At 46.4% G+C, this 19,188-nt stretch carries 14 protein-coding genes; 6 read left to right on the forward strand and 8 right to left on the reverse strand.

Annotated elements, in window-relative coordinates; all coding sequences use genetic code 11:
- The first annotated feature begins 4 nt into the window (after window positions 1-4).
- Complete coding sequence (locus NCI00_RS02325) at window positions 5-1,486, forward strand: C1 family peptidase (protein WP_253524609.1); 1,482 nt, start codon at window positions 5-7, stop codon at window positions 1,484-1,486.
- A 19-nt stretch (window positions 1,487-1,505) separates the two neighbouring features.
- Here NCI00_RS02325 and NCI00_RS02330 read toward each other — a convergent pair whose 3' ends face one another.
- The 4 genes from NCI00_RS02330 to NCI00_RS02345 all read right to left on the reverse strand — a co-directional run bounded on the left by NCI00_RS02330 (window position 1,506) and on the right by NCI00_RS02345 (window position 8,546).
- Window positions 1,506-1,685 carry a hypothetical protein gene (locus NCI00_RS02330; RefSeq protein ID WP_166561721.1) on the reverse strand — a complete coding sequence of 60 codons (180 nt, stop codon included), beginning with the start codon at window positions 1,683-1,685 and terminating at the stop codon, window positions 1,506-1,508.
- 55 nt (window positions 1,686-1,740) lie between these two features.
- Window positions 1,741-3,870 (reverse strand): tetratricopeptide repeat-containing sensor histidine kinase, encoded by a 2,130-nt coding sequence (locus NCI00_RS02335; RefSeq protein ID WP_253524612.1) that lies wholly within the window; start codon window positions 3,868-3,870, stop codon window positions 1,741-1,743.
- Window positions 3,871-4,074: 204 nt separating this feature from the next.
- A complete protein-coding gene (gene thrA, locus NCI00_RS02340; RefSeq protein WP_253524614.1) occupies window positions 4,075-6,537 on the reverse strand; it encodes a bifunctional aspartate kinase/homoserine dehydrogenase I in 2,463 nt (820 codons plus the stop codon).
- A 287-nt stretch (window positions 6,538-6,824) separates the two neighbouring features.
- Complete coding sequence (locus NCI00_RS02345) at window positions 6,825-8,546, reverse strand: GMC oxidoreductase (RefSeq protein WP_253524616.1); 1,722 nt, start codon at window positions 8,544-8,546, stop codon at window positions 6,825-6,827.
- Window positions 8,547-8,829: 283 nt separating this feature from the next.
- Between NCI00_RS02345 and NCI00_RS02350 the strand changes: the two genes are divergently transcribed.
- Entirely contained in the window at window positions 8,830-9,516 is a 687-nt protein-coding gene (locus NCI00_RS02350; protein ID WP_253524618.1) for a 3-keto-disaccharide hydrolase, read from the forward strand.
- Window positions 9,517-9,927: 411 nt separating this feature from the next.
- Here NCI00_RS02350 and NCI00_RS02355 read toward each other — a convergent pair whose 3' ends face one another.
- Window positions 9,928-11,340 carry a DUF1593 domain-containing protein gene (locus NCI00_RS02355; RefSeq protein WP_253525995.1) on the reverse strand — a complete coding sequence of 471 codons (1,413 nt, stop codon included), beginning with the start codon at window positions 11,338-11,340 and terminating at the stop codon, window positions 9,928-9,930.
- 359 nt (window positions 11,341-11,699) lie between these two features.
- Between NCI00_RS02355 and NCI00_RS02360 the strand changes: the two genes are divergently transcribed.
- From NCI00_RS02360 to NCI00_RS02370, 3 genes are read left to right on the forward strand one after another with little or no spacing between them, the layout of a single operon-like run.
- Window positions 11,700-12,257 (forward strand): RNA polymerase sigma factor, encoded by a 558-nt coding sequence (locus tag NCI00_RS02360; RefSeq protein ID WP_253524620.1) that lies wholly within the window; start codon window positions 11,700-11,702, stop codon window positions 12,255-12,257.
- Complete coding sequence (locus NCI00_RS02365; protein ID WP_253524623.1) at window positions 12,232-12,948, forward strand: hypothetical protein; 717 nt, start codon at window positions 12,232-12,234, stop codon at window positions 12,946-12,948. The genes NCI00_RS02360 and NCI00_RS02365 overlap by 26 nt, the downstream gene beginning before the upstream one ends.
- A gap of 7 nt (window positions 12,949-12,955) precedes the next feature.
- Window positions 12,956-14,098 (forward strand): hypothetical protein, encoded by a 1,143-nt coding sequence (locus NCI00_RS02370; protein WP_253524625.1) that lies wholly within the window; start codon window positions 12,956-12,958, stop codon window positions 14,096-14,098.
- 102 nt (window positions 14,099-14,200) lie between these two features.
- On the opposite strand, the gene NCI00_RS02375 is transcribed toward NCI00_RS02370, so the two are convergent.
- From NCI00_RS02375 to NCI00_RS02385, 3 genes are all read right to left on the reverse strand, one after another.
- Window positions 14,201-15,919, reverse strand: a complete 1,719-nt coding sequence (locus NCI00_RS02375; protein ID WP_253524627.1) for a GMC oxidoreductase — start codon at window positions 15,917-15,919, stop codon at window positions 14,201-14,203.
- 31 nt (window positions 15,920-15,950) lie between these two features.
- Window positions 15,951-16,502 (reverse strand): gluconate 2-dehydrogenase subunit 3 family protein, encoded by a 552-nt coding sequence (locus NCI00_RS02380; protein ID WP_253524630.1) that lies wholly within the window; start codon window positions 16,500-16,502, stop codon window positions 15,951-15,953.
- A gap of 103 nt (window positions 16,503-16,605) precedes the next feature.
- Entirely contained in the window at window positions 16,606-17,640 is a 1,035-nt protein-coding gene (locus NCI00_RS02385; protein WP_166559765.1) for a LacI family DNA-binding transcriptional regulator, read from the reverse strand.
- A 377-nt stretch (window positions 17,641-18,017) separates the two neighbouring features.
- Here NCI00_RS02385 and NCI00_RS02390 point away from each other — a divergent pair, with 377 nt between their 5' ends.
- Entirely contained in the window at window positions 18,018-19,184 is a 1,167-nt protein-coding gene (locus NCI00_RS02390; RefSeq protein WP_253524632.1) for a glycoside hydrolase family 88 protein, read from the forward strand.
- The last annotated feature ends 4 nt before the right edge of the window (window positions 19,185-19,188 follow it).

The raw sequence follows: 19,188 nt of genomic DNA on the forward strand, positions 1-19,188 counted from the left end.
TCGTATGAATTCAATAAAGCACCTCTCCCTACTCACGTTTTTGTGGATGCTGGGCCATACCACACTGCACGCCCAAGGACTGAATTTCAACGATACTTCGTACAATAATGTCCTGAAAAAAAAATCGAGTCTGGTGGTCAGCGAAGACGGGCTCCCCCCCAAAGTGGATTTATCGATGTATGTACCTTCGGTTCTCAACCAAGGGTCGCTCGGTACCTGCGTGGGATTTTCGACGGCCTACTACATGCGTACGATATTAGAAGCTAAACGGCTCAATATTACCAACAAAGACTCGATAGATGCGCTGCGTTTTTCGCCCTCTTTTCTTTACAATGCCATCAAATCCCCCAACGACGACGCATGTAAAAAAGGGGCAGAGGTAGCCAATGCCCTTGAATTTTTGAAAACCAACGGAGTAGCCCGGCTCGCCCAGCAGGGCTATCCCGACTGTACACCGATGACCTCGTTGCGGCCAGCGGCCGAATCCAAAATCATGGATTATATCCGCCTTTTTGGGTTGAACGACCGGCAAGAAGACATCGTGGTCGCGACCAAGAAGGCGTTGGCCGAAGGAACCCCCGTTGTTATTGCCATTCAAACTACTCCTTCGTTGGACGAACTGGGTTTTTGGCCCAAGCTCTGGATGCGCATTTTGCGGTTTTTTGGCATTGGCTCGGGCGACGAGTACGGCCTATGGGACCCTAACAAATCGGACAATTTACGCGGCGGGCACGCAGTTTGTGTGGTAGGCTACGATGACAAAAAATTCGGAGGGGCTTTTCACGTCGTCAACAGCCGAGGGGAAGATTGGGGAGAAGATGGGTTTTTCTGGATTCGGTACGATGATTACACCAAGCACACCAAATACGGTTTTCAGGCGTATCTATCCACCAACAACTACACGACTGAGGCCCTCCGCTCAGGCGATGTGACCATCGAACTGGCCAATTTACGCCCCGTAGAGCTTCCTTTTACGCGCCAGTCGCCCGAAGGAAACACCGCCGCCAATGAGCCGCTGGTGGCCTACTCCCTCCGCGACCCTCAACAAACCGACACCGAATACAAATTCCGCATTAACGTAGATAAACAAACCTACCTGTATGTACTCGGTGCCAATGCCACCCAGCCCAGCGTTGATAAACTTTTCCCGATTGATTCCATCAGCCCCGTAGTTGGTGCCAACACCAAGGTATTTCTCCCCTCAGAGGAGCAGGTGTATGCACTCAATGAAATCACCGGGACAGAATCTTGGCTGTTTTTGTTTTCTGATAAAGAAGTCAACATCGACAGTTGTATCACCGCCATGAACGGGCAAAAAGGCACTTTTACCCAGCGGGTGCAGAAGGTAATAGGCTCAAAACTATTGAATTACGAGCAAATTGACTACAAAACGAAGAAGATGGGTTTTGAGTTACGGGAAAAACATGAAGGTAAAATCGTCCCGCTGTTGATTACACTAGAACACGTCAAAAGGAGGGATTTATAGTGTCCCCCCTTTTACGCTATTACTTTTTACCCATTTTCGAGCCTACCAAATAACCAACCACTAAGCCTATCACCACGCCGATAACTACCGACATCGGCTCAATGCTGCTACCCTCTCCTTCGGTCTCAATGTGAGCCTGAGCAAATGAAAGGTGTGCCGCTATCAAAAGAATACAAGTAATAAAAAAAGACTTATTCATAATGTAAGGGAGTTAAGTAATGGTTTAATGAACAGTTAAATATAATCAAAACGAACTATTTCTTTGCTTTCTTTTTCTCTTCTTCGGCAAATGATTTGATCGGTAATTTGACAATAAACGTAGCTCCTTCCCCTTCTACCGTCTCCACATCAATGGTACCGCCGTGGCCTTTGACCACGATGTCATAGCTGAGCGACAATCCCAGCCCCGCTCCTTCGCCCGTGGGTTTGGTCGTAAAAAACGGCTGAAAAATCTTACCCCGCACATTATCCGCGATTCCAGTGCCGTTGTCTTTTACGTGGATTTCAATCATATCCTTCCCTTTTTTCGTAATTACCGTTACGTTGGGTTGGTAAGTGGCCAATACCGCCATCATGCCGTCGTTTTGTTTACTGGTTTGGTTGGCTTTAAAATTGACCGAATAAAACGCGTTATTACACAAATTCATCATAACCCGGCCAATATCCTGCGGTACAACGGTGATGTCGGGTAGATTTTCATCCGCCACAAATTCATAGGCCGAGTTGAAATTTTTGTATTTGGCCTTCATGCCATGAAACGCAAGGCGAAGGTATTCATCAACGATTTTGTTGATGTTGGTGATGTCTGGCTCGCCCGTACCCGTGCGCGAGTGTTCGAGCATACTTTTCACGATGTCGCTGGCGCGTTGCCCGTGGGTGGTGACTTTCTGAAGGGTTTTCTCTAGGCTACCCAAAAGCTCCATTTCTAAAATCTCATCTTCCTCGTTTTGTGCCTTAATATCAGGAGGCAATTCGCCCCCCGTTTGGACGGCGGCTACCGAATTGGTTCGAAGCTTGACTTCTTCTTTGATTTCCATCAGTTCTTGCACCATTCCGACGCTGATGTCGGCAAAATTATTTACGAAGTTCAGCGGGTTCTGAATCTCGTGAGCAATGCCCGTAGTAAGCTCGCCCAAGCTGGCGAGTTTTTCCCTTTGGATGAGTTGGGCCTGGGTATTTTTGAGGGTTTCGAGCGACGTCTGGAGTTGCTTCTTTTGGGTTTGAATAGCCTCTTTTTGTTTGTGCAAAAGCTCATTTGCCCGATTCTTCTGAATATTGTTCCGATACAGAATCACCATCACAATCAAAATCACACCCATCACCCCAAACAAAAGGTACATTCGTCGCTGATTCTCAAACTCTTTTCGGGTGGCGCTCAGTTCTTGTTGCCGCAATTGCTCATTTAAGCCTAAATTTTGAATTTGCTTTGTTTTTTCTTCACTAAAAATACTGTCTTTGGCCACCGCCGCCAGTTTAAAATAGTCGTAGGCCTGGGCTTTATCGTTGGATTCATACAACGACGCAAGCAGCATTCCTGCTTCGTAGATATACTTCGTATTGTTGACTTCCTGACTCAGCGCCAAGGATTTTTTGGCGTAATACTGACAAGAATCCAAACGTTTTCGTGCTTTAAATACCTGCGCCATCTCAAAATACGTTTGGCTCAGCAGTCGATTATTATCGGCGGCTTTCAGGTAAGGTAAGGCCGAACGATAATACTGAAGCGACAAGGGATAATTCCCCATTCGGTTGTAAATATTACCCAGATTCATCAACAATACAGGCACATTACTACTTTTACGCTTGACGGCCATCTCGTAGGCCGCTTCGGTATAAAAACGCGCCGAATCGGTTTGATTCAATAGGGCATAATCGGTTCCGAGATTGACTAACGAAATTTGAAGGAGATTTTGGTCGTTTATTTTTTCGGCAATGACTTTTGTCTTAAAGTAGTATTCAATTGCTTTTTTGGATTCTTTTTGTTCTGAATACAAAATCCCGATGTTGTTGAGGGTTCGCGCTACCCCTTCTTGGTAGTCAATTTTTTCCGCAATTTTCAAGGCGTTAAAGTGCATCTCCAACGCCTCGGCATAATTGCTCGTAAAGCGAAGAATAGACCCCAAACGGTTCATATTTCGGACTTTCCCGCGGGGGAAATTGATTTTTTCGGCCAAATCTAAGCCTTCTTGAGAATACTGCATCGCAACCACTGGCTTTGAATACATCAACCGCAGACTCAGTTGGTCGAGCGTAAGCACCCGGGCCGTATCGGGCATAGGCTGAGCAAGGACTTTTTTTAGGCTGTCAACTGGACTTATTTGTGCAAAAGCAGCATTTACGAATAGGACCAAACACAATAAATGTGTTGAGGCAATCGCTTTCATTCTCATAGAATTAAGAGTTCATCACGAACAAAGATATAATAATATTTGAGATGAAATGTACCCTTTTAATAATCGGTGCAGGACAAATTTAGGCAACTTGGGTTTGTACATACCCATCAATCGGCTAAAAAAAGGCATTTACAAAAAAAACGTCGGCGAGGCTTGATGCCCCGCCGACGTTCAGCAACGTACTGACTTTTAGTCTTATGATAAATAACTACTGATGCTCATCACGTCGGCAAATACACCCGAAGCGGTTACTTCTGCCCCAGCGCCGGGGCCTTTGACCACCAAAGGACGAGAATTGTAACGCTCGGTGGTAAACGACACGATGTTGTCGGCACCCGAAAGGGAATAAAAAGGGTGGTCGGCATCGACGGTGCGCAACTGAAGCGTAGCTTTGCCGTTTTCGAGCGTAGCGATATAGCGTAATTTTTCTCCTTTTTCGGCCGCCGCTTGCAGCAAACCCGCAAAATACGCGTCAGAATTTTCTAATTCAGTAAAGAAATCAGCAACGGTTGGAGCTTGAAGACAATTGTCGGGCAAGATTGGCGCAATTTGAATGTCGCTCATTTCGAGTCCGACGCCTGTTTCACGGGCCAAAATCAGGATTTTACGCGCTACGTCGAGGCCGCTCAAATCGTCGCGCGGGTCTGGCTCGGTATAGCCTTTTTCTTTGGCCTCACCCACAATATCAACAAATCGGGTTCCCGCCACAAAGCTGTTGAAAATGAACGACAGCGTACCTGATAAAATAGCTTCAATTTTGACAAATTTATCCCCGCTAGCCATCAATCCCTGAATGGTGTTGATGATGGGCAAACCTGCGCCCACGTTGGTTTCGTACAAAAACTTAACTCCCTTGCGAACGGCCGTTTGCTGCAACCGTCGATACTCCGCGTAGCTACTCGAATTGGCCACTTTGTTAGGCGTCACGACCGATACGCTGGCGTCGAGCAAAGGATGATAATAATGGATAATGTCCTTGTCGGACGTGCAATCAATGAATACACTGTTGGGTAAGTTGAACTCCCGAATACGCTGTACAAACGCTGGCAAGCTCGTGGTTTTGCCGTTTTCGTCCAGTTCTTGCTTCCAATGCGTCAGGCTGATACCCTCAGGATTGAGCCACATTTTTTTGCTACGGGCCAAGCCTACCACGTTGACTTTCAGCAATTTCTCTTTGGCTAAATAGTCCGACTGTGCCGAAAGTTGTTTCAAAAACGTACTCCCAATCAAGCCCGTTCCGACAATAAACAGGTTCAATGTTCGTACTTCCGACTGAAAAAACACCCCATGAATGGCGTTAAGCGCCTTGGAAAGGTCATTTTTCTGAATAACCACCGAGATATTCAACTCCGAAGAGCCTTGGGCGGTGGCAATGACGTTGATACCGTTTTTGCCAAGCGCCGTAAATAATTTCCCCGAAACACCCGTACTACGACGCATTCCTTCGCCCACGATGGCGATAATAGAAACGTTTTTTTGAATCTGAATTCCATCACGGTCAATATCGCCTGCGCTGATTTCGGGCGCAAAAGTTTGGTCCAAAACCTCCTTGGCGCGGTCGGCGTTTTTGGGGTCGATGGCAAAACAAATCGAATGTTCGGACGACGCTTGCGAAATCAAAATGACGCTGATTTTATGCCGCGAAAGCGCCGAAAACAAGCGCGCCGACACGCCCGCTACGCCAATCAAACCGCTGCCTTGCACGTTGACTAGGGCAATGTCATCAATGGAGCTGATGCCCGTGATGGCAAAAGGCGTTTCATCAGAGGTCGTATGAACGGTGGTTCCTTCCGATGCTACGTTGAAAGTATTCAGCACCTTAATCGGAATATTCTTAACAAATGCAGGTTGTAAGCTCGGTGGATAAATCACTTTGGCCCCAAAGTGACTCAACTCCATGGCTTCCGCGTAGGTAATGGTCGGAATCGTAAATGCGGTAGAAACCTTGCGAGGGTCGGCGGTCATCATCCCGTCTACGTCGGTCCAGATTTCAATCACGTCGGCGTCGAGTGCCGCCCCAAAAATGGAGCCCGTATAGTCAGAGCCACCGCGTCCGAGCGTGGTTGTAATCCCTTCGGCCGTGGAGGCAATGAAGCCCGTGATGCACTGCATCGCATCGGTTCGGGCAAAATGGGCCAAAATTTGCGCATTTGTCACCTCAAAATCCACTTCGGCGTAGCCAAAATGATCATTGGTGCGTATCAGGGTGCGGGCGTCGCAAAACTCCGCTTTTACACCCCGGGCTTTGAGGGCCTCGGTAATGATGGTTGTAGAAAGGCGCTCGCCAAAAGACATTAACAAATCAAGCGTTCGGGCCGACAGTTCCCGAATCAGCGAAATACCTTTCAGTAAATCTTCTAATTCGTTGACCAATCCACGCACTTTGGCGATAGAGCTACTTTGATTTTTGATGTCAATTAAGCCACGAATGGCCGCAAAGTGGCGTTCTTCGACGGCTTTGAGCGCATCAAAATACTCGACATTCCCTTTGGATGCCATGCGGCCTATCTCAATCAGCTTGTTGGTTACGCCGCCCATCGCCGAATACACCACGGCAATGCGCTCACCTTTGGCAATATTATCTTGTAAAATCTGAATGACCTGTTGGATACTTTCGACTGTGCCGCACGAAGTGCCGCCAAATTTGAGGACTTTCATTCTAAAAAAATTTGTAAACGGCTCATCACCGCAATTTTAAGGTGGCGTGACGACTTTTTTAAAGCTAAACTCATCACTTAGGCTACAAAGATAGCGGGGAGAGGCTATTTTTACAGTAAACTCATGACTTTTATCGTATATACGACGGCTGATTTTCCATTTTAGGGTTCGTATAAAACAAAATAGCGGGGCAGTGCCCCGCTATTTCCAGATAAAATATGCCGATTTTTTTAAGCGTCGGTCGGTTATTCGTCGCGGTTGGTAACCGACTGACGCTTGGCTTGCGTTTATAGATTCTTTGCTTTTAGCTGCTTCACGGCGTAATCGGTGGCACGGGCCGTGATGGCCATGTAAGTCAATGATGGATTTTGCGTAGACGTAGACGTCATACACGCTCCGTCGGTGACAAAGACGTTTTTGCAGTGATGGAGTTGATTCCATTTATTCAATTGCGACGTTTTGGGGTCTTTACCCATGCGCACGCCGCCCATTTCGTGGATGTCGAGGCCCGGGGCTTTGCTAGGCACGTCGTTGGTGCGGATGTTGGTAAAGCCTGCCAACGTCAACATTTCGGTCATTTGTTCGTGAAAATCCTTCACCATTTTGTCGTCGTTGTCATCATACGCTACTGACACTTTCAGGAGTGGAATGCCCCATTGGTCGGTCAGGTTTGAATCAAGCGTCACGTAATTGCTCTCTTTCGGAATGGTTTCGCCCATCATCCAAGAGCCCACGCGCCAATTTCCGTATTTCGGTGTTGCCAGATTTTCTTTTAAGGTTTCGCCCATGCTTGACGTATCGCGAGATACAACTCGCTCTCCCGAAAACCCTGCAGCATAGCCCCGCAGAAAATCAACTTTATCTTGCTGAAACACATTCCGAAAACGTGGAATATAACTACTACCGGGACGTTTTCCTTCCGTAACGGTATCCAAAAGTCCTTCATATTCACCCGAAATAGTAGTTCGGAAGTTGTGAAACGCCACGTATTTACCCAATAATCCGTTGTCGTTGCTCAACCCGTTTGGAAAACGATTGGATTTGGAATTCAACAAAATCAAGTTGGTATTGAGTGCCGAGGCATTCAGGAAAATGATTTTGGCGTAATATTCGACGGCCTCTTTGGTATGGGCATCAATGACGCGTACGCCCGTTGCCTTGCCCAGTTTTTCGTCATAAATCACCGAATGCACCACCGAATCGGGCCGAAGGGTCATGTTGCCCGTTCGTGCTGCCCAGGGCAGAGTCGATGCATTGCTGCTGAAATACCCGCCGTATGGACACCCCCGTACACACAAATCACGCTGCTGACACTGCGCCCTACCCTGCTGATAATGAATGGGTTTGGGCTTGGTTAGATGCGCACATCGACTTACAATAATGGGGCGTGCTCCTTTATAATGTTGCGCCATTTGTTGGCTAAAATGCTTTTCTACACACGACTGCTCAAACGGCGGCAAAAATTCTCCGTCAGGCAATTGGGCTAAGCCATCTTTGTTGCCCGAAATCCCCGCAAACGTCTCAACATGGCTGTACCAAGGCGCCAACTCTTCGTAGCGAATGGGCCATTCCACCGCAAAACCATCACGGGCGGGACCTTCAAAATCGTACTTCGACCAGCGCTGTGTTCCGCGCGCCCACATCAGCGACTTACCACCCACATGATAGCCACGAATCCAGTCAAAAGGTTTTTCCTGCACGTAAGGATGCTCGGCGTCTTTCACAAAAAAATGCGCCGACTCTTCTTTAAAGGCATAACAGCGGCTAGCAATGGGGTTGGCATCTTTGATGGCTTTGGGCAACTGCCCCAAGTGGTCAAACTCCCACGGATTCATCATCGTAGTGGGGTAATCGGTCACGTGTTTGACGTCTCGCCCGCGCTCCAAAACGAGGGTTTTAAGCCCTTTATCGCACAATTCTTTGGCCGACCAGCCGCCGCTGATGCCCGAGCCTACCACGATGGCGTCGAAGGTGCGGTCTTTGATAGAATCAATATTTAAGTAAGACATATCTGATTTTGAATTGTCGATTTACAGTGTGTTGTTATCATAAAAAAGACAACTTATTTTTGAATTACTGTTTACTTTGTCAAAATTCTTATCAGCCTTCCCAATCACCACTTATAGTCTTCTCTCGTGAGGTACAAATTATGCAAATGACTCCTGACTAATTCTTTGTTTTGAAATTTTACACCCACCAAAAACGTCGTATTTGAGTAATATTCTAATCCAACCCATAAAACGGTAAAAACAGTATCCCGCGCCCTTTTATAAAGATAAAATCACCAAATCCATGAAAACCACGATTCTTTTATCCTTCATTTTCATCACCTTATTTTTCAATACCTACGCGCAGGAAAAAAGCCTGTTCAATGGCAAAGACCTGACGGGCTGGCACATCGACGTGCCCGCAATGGACAAAGACCCCAAGTTGAAAAACCCCTTCATCATCCGCAACGGCCTATTGGTAAGTTTAGGCGAGCCGCAGGGCCATTTGATTACGGATGCCGTTTATGAAAATTACCGTATTGAAGTTCAATACCGCTTTGCGGGCAAACCTGGCAACTGCGGCTTGCTGCTCCACGCTTCTACTCCGCGCGCGCTGTACGGCATGTTTCCCAAATCCATTGAATCGCAAATGATGCACAAAAATGCGGGCGATTTTTGGTGCATCGTCGAAAACATCGAAGTTGAAGACATGGAAAAACGACGCGGACCGAAAGAAAATTGGGGAACGGTCGACGGCAAAGAACGCCGCGTAAGAAACCTGACCGACGATTCAGAAAAACCCTTGGGCGAATGGAATACCATGGTGGTTGAATGTCTCAACGACCACATCAAGGTCTGGGTCAACGGTGACATGGTCAACCACGGTTTTCACTGCACCGCCCAAAAAGGCCACATCGCCCTGCAAGCCGAAGGTGCCGAAGTGGAATTTAGAAAAGTAGCGCTGACCCCGATTAAGAAGTTGACGGAGTGAAATGAAAACGATGACCATTCGAACTTACTTCTTCCTTTTGGCAACTTTCCTTTTATCTACGGGCTGCACAAAGAATTTTGAGGTGGAAGACACCGATAAAAGGCAGGAATTTTATATAGGACGTCCTTATTTCAGCTTCGGTTTAGAATAACCGATAAAACTAACCGTAACGGACCAAATAGACGGGAAAGTCCTTATTTACATTACCCCTTCTGCAAGTTCCTATAATCCGGGCTATTCTATGTCATTTAGCCCCCGTTATAGGAAAAGAACTCTCGCAGGGAGTTATTTTTTAAAAGGCATGTAATCGTTTATAAACCTATAACTGCTAAGAAAGGAAAATTGAACATTAAGGTTGAGTTTTAAGCCTTTTTCTGCCCTTTTGATGGTCTTATCAACAACAAAAGCACTTTATTCTACGGCTACAATTACCCTTTCGTAGCGCGTTAAAGTCGGGTTCCCGTTGTCAGTTACGGCCAAAATAATGTGCATCGTACCTAATCGACTGCTTTTGGGTACGGTAAACCACGCCTTTTCTTGGTTGGCATTCTCAATGGTAAGCGGATTGCCTGTTCGGGCGGTTGAAACAGTAAACGTGCCCACTTCCGGATAATAAAACCATTGATAAGAAAGCGTATTACCATCGGGGTCGGTGGAACCTGCGGCACTTAAATGTATTGTATCACCTACTTTGGCTTTGATATATTTCTCACCGCTGAGTTTTACGACCGGTGGGTGATTGGCATCTTTGTACGATTTTATACTCCAGTCCATTCGGGCGACAAAATCATTCTGAAAAGCCTCACGCCAACGCCAAATGGTTGGTTTGTTGCCGGTATGCCAAGTGCTGTCAGCACCCATTACTTCATCTTCGGCATCCGTCCAAAGCGGGCGGGTCTCGGGTTCCGAAAACCACTTTTCAGTGCGAGGTTGATAAAATTCGTATCTACCGCCCCAGCTTCCCCAGTTAGGGTTTTCCGGATTTCCTAAACCATTGTTTATCAGATACAAAAAACTCGGGGTATCGCCTTCCATCAAAAACTTGGCAAAAGGATATTGTTGGCCCAAAGGACCTTTGCTGCGAATATGCGTATCCAGCCACGGATTATCGACTATTTTAAAATTTCCTCCGGCAAAACGACCATGAAATTTATCGCCACTGATCCCCGACCATGTGGCATGATGATACCCTCCCAACTCATGAACACCGGGACTGGCAATATAAAATAATCGGGGGAACGTTTTCCGTAGCCACGGGCCGCTATCGTCTTGGTCTGAAATGGTATAAACCCTCAGTTTTGACACAAACTTTTCTAATTCGTTGGCATTTCGGGTGTTTTTTACTTTCCAAAGAGCCTGCGCCAGGCAATTGGGCCCACCCCAAACCAGCACCCAAACCGGGCGGCTATCAGCGCGGTCAACCGAATGTATGATCAATTCTGACCCTTCCGAGTCCATCCCTTTGCCAACTGCCTGCATACCATAATCGGCTCGCCCGTCTTTTGTGAGCGACAGCAGCTTTTCTGCCCTTGGGTAGCCTTCTTCGTGCAACGACAGGTTGGGCTGCACTTTTCCGTAAGCTTCTATAATTTCCCGCAGTCGCCAGGAAGCCACTTTGTTTTTTTGGTGAACGGAAGTGGTAGCAATAAGACCTTCAATCTCAAATTGATTGGCATAAGTAAGAAACCGCACCGTTGACATGGCATCATCGGGTTCATTTTCTATATCCGTCAAAACAATGACCCTCGGCTTATTTTGCGCAAAGAGTTTGGAGATAAAAATCTGACAGAATACAATGATTATCAGTAGTTTAAATATTTTCATCAAAATAAAGTTGAAGGTATCAGGGTTGAAGATTTCAATGCCGCAAAATACTGCAAAATTCCACCATCTTAAAAGCAATACCGTTCCAATGGCTTTGAGCAAATTTTTCAAACAGGCATGCTGCCCAGGAATAATAGGTTGTTGCGGGGCCACACGTGCGGTGATAACACCAACAACGGCCCAAAATAGATACAACGGCACAAAAAACTCCATTAAAGGCCGCTTAACTGAAAATTTTTACCAATGTTTGCCTGCCTTTAACTCAGTTATCGGGGAGATCGAATTTTTTTTTTAGTTTTTTCCATAACGCGGGCAACCATTTCTATGTGTATTTTATTATACGCTCAAAACAATTGTTCTTGATTACACTCGCCATCATACAGCAAGCTCAAAAGCGTGATATAAAAGCTCAAAGACACATCTTTGAACACTACGGAAACACGCTATATCGGCTGGCATTCAGATATTTACGAGAACGTATGGAAGCGGAAGATGCAGTTGCGGAGTCATTCTGCGCCATTTTTGAGAACATTTCAAAAGCAAAGTTTGAAAATGTGATGCTCTTTGAGGGGTGGATTAAGCGAATCACCGTCAACGAATCATTGAAAACACTTAAAAAAAGGGCGAATTTTCAATTAATTTCAGATACTGATTATGAAACAATCGTCATCAGAAACGAGGTTATTGAGTACCTAACGGCAGCCCAAATACTTGAATTGGTATCTCAGTTGCCCGTAGGCTACCGAACAGTATTCAACTTATACGAAATAGAGGGTTTTACCCATGCTGAGATTGCTAAGCTCCTAAATATCAACGAAGGAACTTCCAAATCGCAATTAAGTAAGGCCAAAGGGTTATTGCAGAAACGGATTATTGAACTGGATGAAGACTATGCAAAATCAAAGATTGTTCGATAAAATTCGCACTTCCCTTGCCGATGAGGACGCGTGGAAGCAGGAGTCGCTCGAATGGAGTAAAGAAGACGTATGGCAAAAAATTGAACAACGTCATCATCAGAACAGGAAAATGATTTGGTGGCCTTTTGCAGCGGCAGCGGCTTTAGTAATCTGGATGGGTGGATACGTTTGGTTTTTAGCAATTTATGAAGTTGAAAAACCAACGGCAAACCGTGTTACTTTAGCTGAGAAGGAAAGAGACATCAAGGCAGTTTCGACTGTTCAGACTAAGAATAACATAGCTGATTCGAAATCACCAATACATAAGTTTAAGAAAAGTGAAACAATACCCGAAAGAAAAACGGTCACACAGGATACATTTTTGGTCGTTCATCCGCCGACCGCTCCGGTGGATGTAAAAAGCACTCCCGAGCAGGACTCTGTTTTAACCGATGCTGTAGCTACAGAAATACCCCCCATTGTTGAAAATAATCCCGTAGTAAGGGTTTTGGTAGTTGATATAGATTTGCCCGATGCGCCACCGGTTGCTGAAGACATGTTGAAAACAACTTTCTTACAACGATTCAGCCAACAGGCAAGACGCCTGAGAACAGAGCGAAAATTTGACATAAAAGCCCTAGATCCAAAACCCGGTGCCGGAATCTGGTCGTTTGTGGGACAGAGTTTTGTAACACCCGACGTTAAACACTAATATAGCCATGAAAAAGATCTTTTCAATTTGCCTTTTAACAGCCTACAGTACTTTTGCCGTTGAGCAGCCGGATTCCATCATCGTGAATGCGGGCAAAAATAGTCGAGTAATTTTTTATGGTAAAACGCAGCAAGACCTCAAAAACATCGAACGACTTGATCTCAATAAATTGCTGCGTGATTTGAATCAAAAACAGGATTCCGCCAAGGCTGTCTTAAACCACCTGCAAATGAGCTCGGAGTCGTACCAAACTACGACGACCAAACCCATTCCAAAGTGGAAACAACTCTGGCAGAACTACAAAAAAAACACGTTTTTGAATGCCCACGTAGGATTGGGAAGTTATCGTTTTTTTGGAAAGCCCATTGGCGAATATGAATACTTTCGACTAACCGACCCAAATGTAATCATGCCCAACAGCGGGCTTACGGATTTTACAATGCGCCAATCCCTTTGGCTTCGGACGCGCTCAGTAGTTGGGATAAGTTTACTGCATGATATTCCGCTAATCAATACATCTCGTATGGCGTTTAAATTTCGGTATGGCTTAGGAATTGAGGCGTTAGGGCTACGTTTTGAGTATTCAAATTTAATGCTCATTAATCCAATATCCAGAGAGTTTTTAGAAAGTGATGGTTGGCGAACTTTCAACAATACTAAATGGCAATATATCCAAGGGCTGGGCACAATTCTTGAACAAACCGATGTTAGAGCCATGAATTATTATGCTCAAATAATGCCCAAACTCGTTTTAAAGGATAAAAAAGGACGAGAATCATTTTCATTTGGGTTGGGGGTTCGCTTGAATAAGAGCTCTCTAAAACAACCTATTCATAGTGGAGACCCTAATAATTGGGGTATTTATTCTTCAAACAGTAATCCTTCGGGGGGGGGACGAACAACGTGGTCAGAAGGCCCAATTGTAAGGGCAAAAGAGGTGTTTTATGTTACTAATAACTCCAATGCAAAAAGCATAAGCTTTTTGGCAGAAGCAGGCTATCGTAACATTTCATTATTTGCCAACTATACACCTGCTTTTACTGAAATTTCGCCACGATTGAGAGGTAATGGCACTTCAACCACTGCCCCATTCAATACCCAATCGGGAAAGTTAGGCTTTGTCAATTTTGGGGTAAAATTCGGCCGTTGATACTCTTCCGTCGGCACAGGTTGTGGGTAATATTCAAACTGCTTAAAACGGCAAAAGAGCGAAGCAATGCCCCGCTCTTTTGCATTATGAATTTTTCACCTATTACAAATTCTTCGCCTTCAATTGCTTCACGGCATAGTCTGCCGCGCGGGCAGTGAGGGCCATGTAGGTCAGCGAAGGGTTTTGCGTGGCCGTGGAGGTCATACAAGCGCCGTCGGTGACGAACACATTTTTGCAGGCGTGCAGCTGATTAAATTTATTAAGCATCGATGTTTTGGGGTCTTTGCCCATGCGCACGCCGCCCATTTCGTGGATGTCGAGGCCCGGGGCCTTGTTGGGTATGTCGTTGGTTCGGATGTTGGTAAAACCTGCTTTGGTAAACATCTCCGTCAACTGCTCGTGAAAATCCTTGATCATCTTCTCGTCGTTGTCGTCGTAGCTGACCGAAATCTTCAACTGCGGAATACCCCATTGGTCGGTCAACTGGGAGTCGAGCGCTACGTAATTGCTCTCTTTCGGAATGGTCTCGCCCATGATGTGCGAGCCTACGCGCCAGTTACCGTATTTTTTCTCGGCAAGACTGTTTTTCAGGTCTTCGCCCATGCCAGAGCGGTCGTTGTAGGTCATGCGGCTCGCGCCGAAGCCTGCCGCGTAGCCGCGCAAAAAGTCCGTTTCCTGCTTAAATACGTTGCGGAAACGCGGAATATAACTACTGTTAGGACGGATACCCTCGGTGGTGGTATCCATAAATCCTTCATACTCACCCGAGATACTCGTGCGGTAATTGTGGAAGGCAATGTATTTACCCAATACACCACTGTCGTTGCCCAAACCGTTTTGGAAACGATTGGATTTTGAGTTCAGCAAAATCAAATTGGTATTCAACGCCGCCGCATTCACGAAAATGATTTTGGCGTAGTATTCTACGGCCTCTTTGGTATGGGCATCAATCACCCGAACGCCCGTTGCTTTGCCGAGTTTCTCGTCGTATAGGATGGAATGTACCACCGAATCAGGCTTCAAGGTCATTTTACCACTGCGCTGCGCCCACGGAATGGTGGAAGCGTTACTGCTAAAATATCCACCGTACGGACAGCCGCGCTGACACAAGGCGCGGTTTTGGCACTGCGCGCGGCCTTGGTCGTAGTGGATTTGGTTGGGCTTGGTCAGGTGGGCACAACGCCCGATAATGATGGGCCGCGCACCGCTGTAATGCTTCGCCATTTGCTCGCTGAAATATTTCTCCACGCACGATTGCTCATGCGGCGGCAAAAACTCTCCGTCGGGCAGTTGGGGCAAACCGTCTTTGTTTCCCGAAATTCCCGCAAATTTTTCGACATAGCTGTACCAAGGTGCAATGTCGTCGTAACTGATGGGCCACTCCACCGCGAAACCGTCGCGGGCAGGGCCTTCAAAATCGTATTTTGACCAACGCTGCGTTTGGCGTGCCCAGAGGAGGGATTTTCCGCCTACCTGATAGCCGCGAATCCAGTCGAACGGTTTTTCCTGCACATAAGGGTGCTCGGCATCTTTCACGAAGAAATGTGCGGCATCTTCGTTGAACGCGTAACAGCGGCTCACGATGGGATTGGCGTCTTTGACAGCTTTGGGCATTTGCCCTAAATGGTCAAACTCCCACGGATTTTTGAGCGTTGTGGGGTAATCGGTCACGTGCTGCACATTTCGCCCGCGTTCGAGTACGAGCGTGCGCATTCCTTTGCCAGTCAGCTCTTTGGCCGCCCAGCCTCCGCTGATGCCCGAACCAATCACGATGGCGTCGAACGTACGGTCTTTGATGGAATCTATATTGAAATAAGACATTTTGTGGGTTATGCTTTAGCTGATAAGTGGCCTACCGGTCCGTTTTTTTCTCCATCTTTCCCTGGGCTTTGGCAATCGGAACGCAGCCGTGATAAAAGCCGGGAGCCATGTTGTATTTCTGAATGTTAACCATCACGTATTCAGAGTTTTGATACCCCTGAATGGTCAGGCCTTTAATCATGTTTACAAACTGCTTCGTGGCCACATCGGGGGAATTTGCCAGCTTTTTGAGCAACTCAAGGCGTTGGGCGGGTTCTATTTCTGCAAACACTTTTCCGTGCGCCAGTTTGGATGCGATGTCGGTCGTAGCGAGGCCATCCTTCAGCCCTTTTTGGGCGGCTTCTCCGTAGCAATCGTTGATCATCCGCATCGCAAATTGATGCACTTTAAGCGATTTTGCGCCGGGGGTGGAGGTTTCGGGAATGATGGTTTCTACGATTTCGGCCAATGTTCCCTCTTCACTCAAGGACAACGTTGATACCTTTCCGATGGATTCGGGAGTCCAACCCGAAGCCCAAGTTGGAAGACTCATCAATCCTCCCACGGCCATGGTCAAGTTCCGTATTGCTGAACGTCTTTGCATGATTAAATATCGTTATGAACAGTTGTTAATCTTTTATAGTATCCCTGATAAAGGAGTTTAGTGAGGTAAAATTACCCATTAAAAAAGATAAAAGCGTGTCTAATCAACTAACTTTTTTCTTAGACAGCATCGAAGATTCTCTGACCATCAACTGGGTGGAGAGGGTCACGGTTTCGGGTACGCTGTGCTCCGATTCCAGTTGTTTGAGCAACAGCCTCACTACCTGCGAGCCCATTTCCTGAATGGACTGATTCACGCTCGACAGCGACGGTGACAGGTAAATACAGGTAGGCTCGTTGTTGAAGCTGACGATTGCCACGTCGTCGGGAATGCGTATTCCTTTCTGCTTCAGGGCATACATGGTCGAAAAAGCAATGCGGTCGCTCATGGTCAAAATGCCATCGGGAGGTTCAGGTAGGGCCATCATGCTCAAGGCTTGCATCATGCTATTTTCTTGCGTAAAATCACTGTGAAATACACAACGCTCGTTGTAAGGCAAATCATATTTTCGCAAGGCTTCCTTAAATCCTTCCAATCGCTGATTACTAATCAAAAGATTAGGCGGCCCCGCCAAACAGCCCAACCGTCGGCAACCGTTTTCGATGAGGTGCTCGGTGGCTTTAAAAGCCGCCAATTGATTGTCCACAATCACTTTTGAGGCTTCGATTCCTTCGGCGTAGCGGTCAAAAATCACCACGGGGATTTGCTTGCGCAACAGGCGATTGATGTGGTCAAGGTCTTGGGTATCGCGCGCCAACGAAATAATAAAGCCTTCCACCTGACTATTGAGCAGATTTTGTATTTGCGCCACTTCGCGCAGATATGACTCGTTGGTCTGACATACCACCACGCTATACCCCGCCTGCATGGCGGCTTCTTCGATGCTGTTGAGAACCGATGAAAAAAAGTAATAACTCAACGTAGGCAAAATAACCCCGATGGTTCGGGTACGGCTTTTCACGAGGTTTTTGGCCAGTTGATTGGGCTGGTAGTCCCATTCTTGCGCCAACTGTAAGACGGCCTGCCGCGTTTCGGGATGTATTTCGGGCATACCCCGCAGGGCACGCGAGACGGTAGAAGCCGATAAATTGAGCGCATGTGCAATGTCTTTAATGGTGACAGGCGTATTTTTGGTCATCGTTTTTAGGAAATATCATTTTTACAATAAACGGTGTTAAAACATACAATTTTTAGGCCGAAGAAAATGTGATTTTTCACCCGTTTTATTAAACAAATATAATTTAATTTTTTGAAGACCTGAAATTCATTTTCACAAAAACCGCAAACGTTTGCGGTTACGTTTGCAAACAACCACAATAAATTTTTAGCCATTTTTTTGCCTTTTTACTCGCTTAAATTGCAATTTTTCCTTAGTTTTAAAACAGCAACAAGCTTTTTTCGGGTCTAGCCACCAAAAAGCTCCTTTATACGTCACGCTATTCATCAATTCATTTTTTGTACTTTTCTACTATTTTTAAACGATTTTATTTATCTAACTTTTAACCGTCTTTGTTGATGAAAAAAGTATTATTACTTTGCCTTGTTCTAGTGGCCTTTGCGGCCCAGAGTCAATCAAAAATTGATGTAAAAAAGGAATTTGAATTTGCCGCCAAACAATACGAAGGAATGTTGGCCGCCCACCCCGACCTCACTAAATTCCCGCAGTCGACCAATCCCGACGGCACTCCCCGCGACATGAAATCGGACTGGTGGTGCAGTGGATTTTTTGGAGGTTCGCTTTGGTATATTTATGAATACAACAAAGCCCCACAGTGGAAAGAAGCCGCCCACAAATGGACCATGGCCGTAGAAAAAGAGCAGTACAACACAGGCACGCACGACCTAGGCTTTATGATTTATTGCCCCTTCGGCAACGGCTACCGCCTCACCAAAAACGAAGCCTACAAGCCCATTATGCTCACGGGGGCTAAATCCCTTTCGACGCGCTTTGACCCCAAAAGAGGCGTGATTAAATCTTGGAACAGCTTCAAAGGCGGGTATGATTATCCCGTTATCATCGACAATATGATGAACCTAGAGTTTTTGTTTTGGGCCGCGCGCGAGTCGGGCAACAAGGAGTTTTATAACCTCAGCGTGACGCACGCCGATAATACCCTCAAGAATCACTACCGCCCCGACCACAGCGCCTATCACGTATTGTGCTACGGTCCAAACGGCGAAGTATTGGCCAAGAAAAACCACCAGGGTGCCGCCGACGAATCAGCTTGGTCGCGCGGGCAAGCTTGGGGATTGTACGGCTACACGGTGATGTACCGCGAAACCAAAGACCAAAAATACCTTGACCACGCGCGCAACATCGCCGATTTTATCTTAAACAACCCCACCCTACCCGCCGATAAAATTCCGTACTGGGATTACAGCAAACCCGGCGAAGAGCGCGACGCCTCAGCGGGTGCCATTGCGGCTTCAGCCCTGTTGGAATTGAGTACGTATGGCGGCAAAAACGCCAAGAAATACTACAACGATGCCGTCATCATGCTCGAAAACCTGTCAAAAGCACCGTATAAAGCCGAGTTGGGAAAAAACAACCATTTTATTTTGCAACACAGTACGGGTCATAAGTTGGGGAAATCAGAGATTGATGTGCCGCTGGTGTACGCTGATTATTATTATCTGGAAGGATTGCTTCGTTATGATGCCTTGAACAAACGAAAAAAATAACCCA

The sequence above is a fragment of the Runella salmonicolor genome (assembly GCF_024158025.1).
GTDB classification, from domain to species: domain Bacteria; phylum Bacteroidota; class Bacteroidia; order Cytophagales; family Spirosomataceae; genus Runella; species Runella salmonicolor.

Excerpts from the sequence above, each read along its gene's own strand:
- NCI00_RS02325 (WP_253524609.1), top strand. The coding sequence starts at position 5 with ATGAATTCAATAAAGCACCTCTCCCTACTCACGTTTTTGTGGATGCTG.
- NCI00_RS02330 (WP_166561721.1), bottom strand. The coding sequence starts at position 1,685 with ATGAATAAGTCTTTTTTTATTACTTGTATTCTTTTGATAGCGGCACAC.
- NCI00_RS02335 (WP_253524612.1), bottom strand. The coding sequence starts at position 3,870 with ATGAAAGCGATTGCCTCAACACATTTATTGTGTTTGGTCCTATTCGTA.
- thrA (WP_253524614.1), bottom strand. The coding sequence starts at position 6,537 with ATGAAAGTCCTCAAATTTGGCGGCACTTCGTGCGGCACAGTCGAAAGT.
- NCI00_RS02345 (WP_253524616.1), bottom strand. The coding sequence starts at position 8,546 with ATGTCTTACTTAAATATTGATTCTATCAAAGACCGCACCTTCGACGCC.
- NCI00_RS02350 (WP_253524618.1), top strand. The coding sequence starts at position 8,830 with ATGAAAACCACGATTCTTTTATCCTTCATTTTCATCACCTTATTTTTC.
- NCI00_RS02355 (WP_253525995.1), bottom strand. The coding sequence starts at position 11,340 with ATGAAAATATTTAAACTACTGATAATCATTGTATTCTGTCAGATTTTT.
- NCI00_RS02365 (WP_253524623.1), top strand. The coding sequence starts at position 12,232 with ATGCAAAATCAAAGATTGTTCGATAAAATTCGCACTTCCCTTGCCGAT.
- NCI00_RS02370 (WP_253524625.1), top strand. The coding sequence starts at position 12,956 with ATGAAAAAGATCTTTTCAATTTGCCTTTTAACAGCCTACAGTACTTTT.
- NCI00_RS02375 (WP_253524627.1), bottom strand. The coding sequence starts at position 15,919 with ATGTCTTATTTCAATATAGATTCCATCAAAGACCGTACGTTCGACGCC.
- NCI00_RS02380 (WP_253524630.1), bottom strand. The coding sequence starts at position 16,502 with ATGCAAAGACGTTCAGCAATACGGAACTTGACCATGGCCGTGGGAGGA.
- NCI00_RS02385 (WP_166559765.1), bottom strand. The coding sequence starts at position 17,640 with ATGACCAAAAATACGCCTGTCACCATTAAAGACATTGCACATGCGCTC.
- NCI00_RS02390 (WP_253524632.1), top strand. The coding sequence starts at position 18,018 with ATGAAAAAAGTATTATTACTTTGCCTTGTTCTAGTGGCCTTTGCGGCC.